The sequence below is a fragment of the Streptomyces sp. NPDC088766 genome, assembly GCF_044750845.1.
Taxonomy (GTDB): Bacteria; Actinomycetota; Actinomycetes; order Streptomycetales; family Streptomycetaceae; genus Streptomyces.
Map to the genome: position 1 here is coordinate 1 of NZ_JBIVKQ010000054.1, position 9,343 is coordinate 9,343.

Consider the following 9,343-nt stretch of genomic DNA (forward strand, 5'->3'; position numbering starts at 1 on the left):
CTCCGTGAATGTTTACCCGTGATCGGGTGCACACATCACGAGAGCGGAACGGCCAGGCGGAATAGGCCCGACCGTTCACAGCGTCCTCGCTGTGTTTTCTTCAAAGGAACCTCATCCTCGACCATGATGGCCGGGGACGGGGTATCAACATATCTGGCGTTGATTTTTGGCACGCTGTTGAGTTCTCAAGGAACGGACGCTTCCTTCGTACTCACCCGAGAGGCTCTCTCAGGCTTTCCTCCGGGCGCTTCCCTTCGGCGTTTCCAACTCTACCAGTCATTTTCCGTCCCCCTGACCACCGTCTCGCAGGCATGCGAAACATGATCAAAAGCTAGGATCCGACTAGTTGGATGCTGCTTGGTTAAGCGCGCTCGTCGGCGTCGCTCACCCTTAAGCAGGAGTACGACTGTACACGGGGCCACGGAGCGCGTGCAAATCGATTAGGCTAGTGGTCTAGACCACGGATCGTGATCACTCGTGCGGAACCGGTACTTCATATGACATACCCTGCTGCACAGTGCGCCGTCCGGGACTGGTAGTGACGGCCCGTATACATATCCACCCCTGGGAGGCTTCCCATGACCACCGTGACGTCCCCGTTGGCAGGACGCACCATCGGACTGGCAGCAGTGCCCGATCCGGTCTTCTCCGGGGCCATGGTCGGCCCCGGCACGGCCATCGACCCGGTGCGTGAGCCCTCCGAGGCCGTGTCACCCGTGGACGGAGTCATCGTCTCCCTCCACCCGCACGCCTTCGTGGTGGTCGACGCCGAGGGGCACGGCGTGCTCACTCATCTCGGTATCGACACCGTGCAACTGAACGGCGAGGGCTTCGAGCTACTGGTGAACAAGGGCGACACGGTGACCCGCGGACAGGGCATCGTGCGGTGGGATCCCGTCGCGGTCGAAGAGGCCGGCAAGTCCCCGGTGTGCCCGGTCGTGGCCCTGGAAGCCACCGTCGACACCCTCGGTGATCTCCGCGAGGACGGCGACGTGAAGACTGGCGACGTTCTCTTTTCCTGGCGCTGAGCCGAGGCCGTCGTATCGATGACGGCACATGGGACAACAACCGCGGCGGCGGGACCCGCCGCACTATCGGAGACGGGTGAGATGGAGACAACGCTGCGAGGCGTCGGTGTGAGCCACGGTGTGGCGATCGGCGAGGTTCGGCACATGGGAACGGCGGTCCTCGAACCGCCCGCCAAGCAGATCCCGGCCGAGGAGGCGAAGCGCGAACAGGGGCGCGCCCGCCAGGCCGTGGATGCTGTGGCCGCCGATCTGATGGCGCGCGGCAATCTGGCGGGGGGCGAGGCCCAGGCGGTGCTCGAAGCCCAGGCCATGATGGCCCAGGACCCGGAACTGATGGCGGATGTGGAGCGGCGTATCGCCGTCGGCAGCACGGCCGAGCGTGCCGTGTACGACGCGTTCGCCGCGTACCGCGAGCTGTTGGCGAACGCCGGGGAGTACCTCGCCGGTCGCGTGGCCGACCTCGACGACGTGCGGAACCGTATCGTCGCCCGTCTGCTGGGGGTCCCGATGCCGGGTGTCCCGGACAGCGACGAGCCGTACGTGCTGGTGGCGCGGGATCTCGCGCCGGCCGACACCGCGCTGCTGGATCCGACGCTGGTGCTCGGGTTCGTGACCGAGGAAGGCGGGCCTACCAGCCACAGCGCGATTCTGGCGCGGGCGCTGGGTGTGCCGGCCGTCGTGGCGCTGCCGGGTGCCGGTGAGCTTGCCGAGGGGACGGTCATCGCCGTCGACGGCAGCACCGGCGAGATCTTCGTGGACCCGACCGAGGACAAGAAGGCTCAGCTCGAAGCGTCGGCGGCGGAGCGGAAGGCGGCGCTGTCCGCCTCGACGGGACCGGGCGCCACCGCAGACGGACACAAGGTGCCGCTGCTGGCGAACGTCGGTGGCCCGGCCGATGTGCCGGCCGCCGTCGAAGCCGGCGCTGAGGGTGTCGGTCTCTTCCGTACCGAGTTCCTCTTCCTCGACGACAGCAAGAAGGCTCCCTCGGAGGAGAAGCAGGTCGCGGCGTACCGGCAGGTGCTGGAGGCGTTTCCCGAGGGGCGCGTCGTGGTGCGGGTGCTGGATGCCGGCGCCGACAAGCCGCTGGACTTCCTGACCCCGGCGGACGAGCCGAATCCGGCGCTGGGCGTGCGAGGTCTGCGGACGCTCCTCGACCACCCCGATGTGCTGCGCACGCAGCTGTCGGCGCTGGCGAAGGCTGCCGAAGGCCTGCCGGTCCACCTCGAGGTGATGGCCCCGATGGTGGCGGACCGTGCTGATGCGAAGGCGTTCGCCGACGCATGCCGTGCGGCCGGGCTCCGGGCGAAGTTCGGCGCGATGGTGGAGATTCCGTCGGCTGCTCTGCGGGCGCGCTCGATTCTGCAGGAGGTCGAGTTCCTGTCCCTGGGGACGAACGACCTCGCGCAGTACACCTTTGCCGCGGACCGTCAGGTGGGTGCGGTGTCGCGGCTCCAGGATCCGTGGCAGCCCGCGCTGCTCGACCTGGTCGCGCTGTCCGCCGAGGCGGCCAAGGCGGAGGGCAGGAGTTGTGGGGTCTGTGGTGAGGCCGCGGCCGACCCGCTGCTCGCATGCGTGCTGACGGGTCTTGGTGTCACCTCCCTGTCGATGGGATCGGCGTCGATTCCGTATGTGCGGGCGACTCTCGCGAAGTACACGCTCGCGCAGTGTGAGCGGGCGGCGGCGGCCGCCCGTGCGACCGACAGTGCCGAGGATGCGCGCGAGGCCGCGCGGGCGGTGCTGTCCGGCGAGTAGTCGACGGTGCCGTGTTCGGCTGGTGAGGAGGGGCGCTCCGCTTGTGTCGCGGAGCGTCCCTCCTGCATGTCAGTGGTGGTGGCCCGGGGCCGGCCCGCGCTGTCCGTCCTCGCTGAGGTCCGGCGGTACGCAGTAGTCGACGTCGGACTCGGGTGCGATGAGGTCGCCGGATTCGGCATCGGTGCAGTAGGCGTCGAAGACCTCACCTGCGGTCAGTGGTTCCAGCCCCTCGCCGCGCAGCCGCCAGCCGTACACGCGGTCGGGGCTGCCGGCGGAGCTGGTGCGCATGACCAGCCCGCCGGGGCTCCGGGTGGCGACACCGAGGGCGAGGACGGTCGTGAATTCGAGGGCCTCGGCCTCGTCGAGCGGGGTGGTGCCGTCGGCTGCCTCGTCCGCGTGGAGGACGGCGACCAGGGTCTCGGGCGTGCCGGTGACGCTGCACACGAGATGGCGGTCGCCGGGTGGTGCCGTGTCGAGGATGCGTGCGAGCAGGTCGGAGGCCTGGCTGAAGGCCGCGCGACCGATGTCCTCGCCGCAGGTCGCGCATGCTCCGAGGCGGGCCAGGAGAGCGGTCGCGTATTCCCAGGTCGCTTGCCGGACTGCTTCGTCGACCAGTGCGGGTACCAGATCTGCCAGCGGCTGGCCCTCGTACGGGAGGGTGGGGCCGGTGGTGGCGAGTTCGGCCGTGAAGCGTGTGCGATGGGCGGGGTTGTCGGGGTCGAGGCCCTTCGCCGCGCAGAAGTCGGCGTATTCCTGGGGATCGAAGAGGGCGACGGTGGTGTGGGTGCCCTGGCGGGCGCGCGTTTTGAGGAGGTCCTCGACCTGTCGGAGATAGGTCGTGTGGTCGTCGAAGGTGAAGGTGCGATAATGCCGCATGGCCCGGAAGTCGTGTTCGTCGGTGAGCAGGCCGATGGTGCCGGCGATCTCGCGGCGCAGGACGCGTCGCATGGTCCAGTGGTCGGTGTGTGCCGCCATGGCTCCCCCTGTGTGTACGCAGTCGATGAATGCTCACTCACAGTAATCGCCGGCACTGACAACGGGTCCTGAGCTGCGGTTTTGGTTTGGTCAGGCTCGTTTGCGGGCGAGGTCCTCGTAGAAGTGCAGGAGGTCGAGGTTGTCGATGGAGCCCGGGTTGACCGCTTTTTCCAGGGGGGTGCCCTGGAGGAGGCGCTTGACGGGGACCTCGATGCGCTTCCCCGTGAGGGTGTGCGGCACTCCGGGGACCTCGATGACCTCGTCGGGGACGTGGCGTGGCGAGAGTTCTTCGCGGATGGTCCGCTTGATGCGGTCGAGGAGCGCCTGGTCGAGGACGGCTCCCGGCGCCAGGTGCACGAAGAGGGGCATCCAGTAGCCGCCGTCGGACTGTTCGATGCCGATGACGAGGGATTCCTTGATCTCGGGCAGCCTCTCCACGGCTTCGTAGATGTCGGCCGAGCCCATGCGGACGCCCTGCCGGTTGAGGGTGGAGTCGGATCGGCCGTGGATGACGACGGTGCCTCGCGAGGTGAGGGTGATCCAGTCGCCGTGGCGCCATGCGCCGGGGTAGGTGTCGAAGTAGCTGTCGTGGTAGCGGCTGCCGTCGGGGTCGTTCCAGAAGTACACCGGCATCGACGGCATGGGGTTGGTGACGACGAGTTCACCGACCTCGTCGACGACGGGCCGGCCGCTCGGGTCCCAGGCCTGGAGGTCGGTGCCGAGGCAGGGTGCCTGGAGTTCGCCGGTGTGGACGGGCAGGGTGGGTACGGCTCCCGCGAAGCAGGAGCAGACGTCCGTGCCGCCGCTGACGGAGGCGATCCACAGGTCGTCGCGGACCTCCTCGTGCAGCCAGCGGAAGCCGTCGGGCGGCAGCGGCGAGCCGGTGGTGGCGACGCAGCGGACCTTGGAGAGGTCGAAGTCGCGGGCCGGGTGCACGTCGGCCTTTCGGCAGGCCATCACGTAGGCCGCCGACGTGCCGTAGAGAGTGGCGCCGGTGCGTTCGGCGATGCGCCACTGGGCTCCGGTGTCGGGGTGGCCGGGGCTGCCGTCGTAGAGGACGACCGTCGTTCCGGTGAGGAGGCCGGAGACGAGGAAGTTCCACATCATCCAGCCGGTCGAGGTGTACCAGAAGAAGCGGTCTCCGGGGCCCAGGTCGCAGTGCAGACCGAGTTGCTTGAGGTGTTCGACGAGGATGCCGCCCTGGGACTGGACGATGGCCTTGGGCAGCCCGGTCGTACCGGAGGAGTAGAGAACCCACAGGGGGTGGTCGAACGGAACCTGTTCGAAGGTGGGTTCCTGGTCGGCGGCGGTCAGGGCCGACCAGTCCAGGGCACCCTCGGGGGTCTCGGTGCCGAGGAGGGGGATGTGGACGACGGCACGCAGGGTGGGCAGTTCGCGGCGGAGCTCGGCGACGACGTCGCGGCGGTCGTGTTCCTTGCCGCCGTAGCGGTAGCCGTCGACGGTGAAGAGGACGACCGGCTCGACCTGCTGGAAGCGGTCGAGGACGCTGCGGGCGCCGAAGTCGGGGGCGCAGGAGGTCCAGACTCCGCCGACGGCGGCCGTGGCGAGGAGGGCGACGACGGCCTGGGGGATGTTCGGGAGGTAGGCGCTGACGCGGTCTCCGGGGCGGACGCCGAGACGGCGCAGTTCCGCGGCGAGGGAACCGACCTGGCGGCTCAGTTCCGACCAGGTCACCGGTCGGGGTTCGTGGGTCTCGTCGACGTGCAGGAGGGCTGGTTCGTCCGGGCGGCTGGAGGCGGCGCGCAGCGCGTGCTCGGCGTAGTTCAGGGTGGCGCCGGGGAACCATTCGGCGCCGGGCATGGCGCGGTCGCCCAGGACGCGTGTGAAGGGGGTCGAGAAGCGTACGTCGAACCACTCCGTGACGGCTTTCCAGAACGTTTCCAGTTCGTCGACGGACCAGCGGTGCAGGGCCGGGTAGCCGCCGTCGGACGGGGCTCCGTGGCGTTCGGCCGCCCAGGTCTGGAATCTGGTGACCTGGGCCTCGGCAGTGCGCTGCGGATCGGGCCGCCAGAGCGGCTCGGGATTCACGGTCGACATGGGGCGGCTCCCGGACTGTGCGCGTCGTGTGCGTCGCTCGCGCACGTGCTGGGGTGTGCGCGTGACGCGGCTGACACGGACGATGCCATGTGATCGACTTACACACCAGGGTGTGTCCCACACAGTCCGTGTCGTCAAGATGTGGGTCCGTCACAGGTGAACGGCAGTTGAACGACACGCGCGCGTGGTGCCGTCAGTGACAGGGTGAGCGACATGGACGGTCGTGACCTGGTGCGTTCGATAAGAATGGTCGGTTCCGCGGGGGCCGCACGGGGGTGGCGTCCCGTGCGGGCGGCGTGGCGTCGGCGGCGTGCCGACTCCCTGGCGCTGCCCGCGCGGGGCGTCGAGCGCGCGCGGGTGCCGGGGGTGGTGCGGGACGTGGAGCCGGGGCCCGGCGGCGGGACGATCAGGTTCAGCCGCTCCGAGCTGACGATCCGGGTGGCGGTGAACGGTGCCGTCTTCTGGGGCTGGGACGGGGCCGGGCCTGAGCCGTCGTACGCGCTGGCCGGGCGCTGTCCGGAGGCCGATCCGCGGGCGGTGCTGGAACCGGACAAGGACGGTGGCTGGCGGGTGGTGGCGGAACGGGTGACCGTCGGGGTCTCGCGGCACGGGGCCATCGAGGTGCGTACGCCGGGTGGTGTGGCGCTGCGGCGGGATCTGCCGCCACGGTGGTGGGAACCGGCGGAGGGGGGCCCGGGGCGCTGGATGCAGCGGTCGGAGGTGCCGGCGGACGCCCGCTTCTTCGGGCTGGGCGGTCGGGCGGCCGGGCCTCGTCTGCGTGCGGGGACCTACCGGCTGTGGAACACCGATCCGGGGCGCGCGTTCGATCGGGGCGACGATCCGCTGTACCTGACGATGCCGGTGCAACTGGTGGTGGCCGACGCGGCCACGCATCTGGCGTTCCACGACACGTCCTGGGACGGCTCGGTGAGGTTGCGGGAGGGTGAGGAAGGGGCCGGCTCCGGGCACGACCGGCCCGGGATGTCCGAGCTGCGGATGGACGGCGGCCCACTGCGCTGCTGGGTGGTGGTGGGGACCCCCGCGCGCGTGCTGCTCGCCTGGGCCTCGCTCACCGGCGCGCCGGCGGTGCCGCCCGCCTGGGCGCTCGGGCACCATCACGCGCGGGGCTTCGGCGACGAGCAGGAGGTGCGGCGGGTCGTGGCCGGTTACCAGGGGCGCGGCCTGCCGCTCGACGTGGTCCATCTCGGCGTCGGCTCCATGGACGACCGTCAGGTGTTCGCCGTCGACCAGGAGCGTTTCCCGAAGCCGGCGGTGCTCGCCGAGGAGCTGCGGCGGGACGGAGTCCGCCTGGTGTCGGTCGTCGAGCCTGCCGTGCGGGCCGTGCTGGGCGACACGGTCCACGACAGCGGGGTCGCCGAGGACGCGTTCGTGCGGGATGCCTCGGGGCGGATCGTGGAGGGTGTGGCGCGAGCCGGCGACTCGGTGTATCCGGACTTCACGCACGCGCGTGTGCGGCGCTGGTGGGGTGGGCTGTACACGGAGGGGGTCACGCAGGGGTTCTCGGGTTTCTGGCACGACATGAACGAGCCCACGTCGTTGACCGCCTTCGGGGAGCCGACGCTCCCCAGGTCGGCGCGGCACGCTCTGGAGGGCCGGGGCGGCGATCATCGCGAGGCGCACAACGTGTACGGGTTGTGCATGGCGCAGGCGGGTTACGAAGGGCTGCGGGAGCTGCTTCCCGAGGAGCGCCCGTTCGTGTTCTCGCGCTCCGGCTGGGCGGGGCTCCAGCGCTACGGCGGTACCTGGTCGGGTGACGTCGCCGCGGGCTGGCCGGGGCTGCGTGCGTCGCTGTCGCTGGTGCTGGGGCTCGGACTGTGCGGGGTGCCGTACTCGGGGCCGGACGTCGGCGGGTTCGACGGCGGCCCGTCTCCGGAGTTGTATCTGCGGTGGTTGCAGCTGGGTTCCTACCTGCCGCTGTTCCGTACGCGTGCGGCTCCCCGGACGGGGCTCGGGGAGCCGTGGGAGTTCGGCCCCGAAGTGCTGGAGCACGCGCGCGTGGCGCTCGTCGAGCGTCGGCGGCTGCTGCCGTACTTCGTGACGCTGGCGCATCTGGCCCGGCGGACGGGGGCTCCCTACGTGCGACCGCTGTGGTGGGGTGCCCCGGAGGACCGGGCGTTGCGCGACTGCGAGGACGCCTTCCTGCTCGGTGACTGCCTGCTCGTGGCGCCGGTGCTGGACCCGGGCGCGGACCGGCGGGCCGTGCGGTTGCCGCGGGGCCTCTGGTACGACACGGCGACGGGAAAGCGGTACGCGGGGCCGGGGCAGGTTCTCGTCGACGCGCCCCTGGGGCGGATACCGGTGCTCGCGCGCGCGGGTGCGGTCATGCCCGTGCGCGGGGAGGACGGCGGGCTGGAACTGGAGGTCTGGGCGCCGCCCCCGGGCGGGACGGGGGGCGGGCTGGTGGTGCGGGACGCCGGCGACGGCTGGGACGAACCCGAGACCGAGCGGTACGTCGCCCGCCGGGACACCGGCCGAGAGGTCGTCGTGGAGCGGGAGGGTGAGGACGGTGGGCGTGAGCCGTCCCACCCCGTGCGCGTACGCGGGCTCGGCCGGTCGGCTCAGATGTAGCGGCCCTCGAAGAACGCCCGCACGGCGATCGTGTGCAGCGGGAAGGCCAGCTCCTCCGGCCTGTGCAGGAGGTGCCAGCCTTCCGTCTCGTCGGTGGCGGCAGACGTCGGCAGCCGGTCCGCGGGGCGTTCCGGCAGGAGCCCGAACAGCAGGAGGTGGCCGTCGGGCGAGCTCATGGCGTCGGCGAGGCGTACGTCGCGGCTCGCGGCGTCGATACCCGTCTCCTCGTTGAGTTCCCGGACGACGGCCTGCTTCCAGTCCTCCTGGTGGTCGACGTAGCCGCCGGGCAGGGCGATGCCTCCGCGCGCGGGGGCTATGGTTCGGGTGATGACGACGAGGGCGGTGCCCTTCGTGTCGTACACGGGCTGGAGCGCGATCGCGACCGGCAGGGGGTTGCGGTAGGCGACGGTGGCGCAGGCCGGGCAGGTGCGGGGCCAGCCGGTGACGCCCTCTCCATAAGGTGCTCCGCAGCCCGAACAGTGTGAGTCGGGCACGGAGTTGGAAGTGGAGTGGTGAGTTTCGGACACGCGCGGACTGTATCCGATCATCGGTGGGCATCGTACGCGGGTGGTTCAGGGGTCCTGGTGAGGGACTTGATGGAGACGGGGAAGTCGAAGTAGGTCTCCGGGTGGGGTTCGGGCTTGAAGGTGTAGTGCCACCACTCCTCGGCGAGGTTGACGAAACCCTGCTCCTCGAGCGTGCTCTTCAGGAGCAGTCGGTTGGCTCGCTGTTCGCCCTGGACGCGCGGGTCGAGGGTGTGACTGAGAGTGTCGAAGCAGTCGAAACCGGTGCCCATGTCGACGGAGTTGTTCGGGAAGCGGTCGCGCTGTGGTGCGAAGCAGGGCACTAGTAGGACTCCGTTAGGTTGCTCTGGCTCTGAGGTTCTGGCTGGTGGTGGATGTTCTGGGCAGGGGGCGGTGGCAGGTGGTGCAGGTGCCGGC

7 protein-coding genes are annotated in these 9,343 nt (G+C 70.2%); 3 read left to right on the plus strand and 4 right to left on the minus strand.

The window, feature by feature from the left end:
- Positions 1–578 precede the first annotated feature (578 nt).
- Positions 579–1,028 (plus strand): PTS glucose transporter subunit IIA, encoded by a 450-nt coding sequence (locus tag ACIP5W_RS35630; RefSeq protein WP_401482222.1) that lies wholly within the window; start codon positions 579–581, stop codon positions 1,026–1,028.
- An 81-nt stretch (positions 1,029–1,109) separates the two neighbouring features.
- Entirely contained in the window at positions 1,110–2,780 is a 1,671-nt protein-coding gene (gene ptsP / locus ACIP5W_RS35635) for a phosphoenolpyruvate--protein phosphotransferase (RefSeq protein ID WP_401482224.1), read from the plus strand.
- Between the two features lie 69 nt (positions 2,781–2,849).
- On the opposite strand, the gene ACIP5W_RS35640 is transcribed toward ptsP, so the two are convergent.
- Positions 2,850–3,755: a hypothetical protein gene (locus ACIP5W_RS35640; RefSeq protein WP_401482226.1), complete on the minus strand. Its 906-nt coding sequence runs from the start codon at positions 3,753–3,755 to the stop codon at positions 2,850–2,852.
- Positions 3,756–3,845: 90 nt separating this feature from the next.
- On the minus strand, positions 3,846–5,813 hold the full coding sequence (locus ACIP5W_RS35645) for an acetoacetate--CoA ligase (protein ID WP_401482227.1): 1,968 nt from the start codon (positions 5,811–5,813) through the stop codon (positions 3,846–3,848).
- Between the two features lie 213 nt (positions 5,814–6,026).
- Here ACIP5W_RS35645 and ACIP5W_RS35650 point away from each other — a divergent pair, with 213 nt between their 5' ends.
- Positions 6,027–8,402 (plus strand): glycoside hydrolase family 31 protein, encoded by a 2,376-nt coding sequence (locus tag ACIP5W_RS35650; protein WP_401482233.1) that lies wholly within the window; start codon positions 6,027–6,029, stop codon positions 8,400–8,402.
- On the opposite strand, the gene ACIP5W_RS35655 is transcribed toward ACIP5W_RS35650, so the two are convergent.
- Both ACIP5W_RS35655 and ACIP5W_RS35660 read right to left on the minus strand, forming a co-directional pair.
- Positions 8,393–8,929, minus strand: a complete 537-nt coding sequence (locus tag ACIP5W_RS35655) for an NUDIX domain-containing protein (protein ID WP_401482229.1) — start codon at positions 8,927–8,929, stop codon at positions 8,393–8,395. The genes ACIP5W_RS35650 and ACIP5W_RS35655 overlap by 10 nt on opposite strands.
- Positions 8,930–8,946: 17 nt before the next feature.
- Positions 8,947–9,343: M15 family metallopeptidase (locus ACIP5W_RS35660; RefSeq protein WP_401482231.1), on the minus strand; the 397-nt coding region annotated here is incomplete at its 5' end.

Excerpts from the sequence above, each read along its gene's own strand:
- ACIP5W_RS35630 (WP_401482222.1), top strand. The coding sequence starts at position 579 with ATGACCACCGTGACGTCCCCGTTGGCAGGACGCACCATCGGACTGGCA.
- ptsP (WP_401482224.1), top strand. The coding sequence starts at position 1,110 with ATGGAGACAACGCTGCGAGGCGTCGGTGTGAGCCACGGTGTGGCGATC.
- ACIP5W_RS35640 (WP_401482226.1), bottom strand. The coding sequence starts at position 3,755 with ATGGCGGCACACACCGACCACTGGACCATGCGACGCGTCCTGCGCCGC.
- ACIP5W_RS35645 (WP_401482227.1), bottom strand. The coding sequence starts at position 5,813 with ATGTCGACCGTGAATCCCGAGCCGCTCTGGCGGCCCGATCCGCAGCGC.
- ACIP5W_RS35650 (WP_401482233.1), top strand. The coding sequence starts at position 6,027 with ATGGACGGTCGTGACCTGGTGCGTTCGATAAGAATGGTCGGTTCCGCG.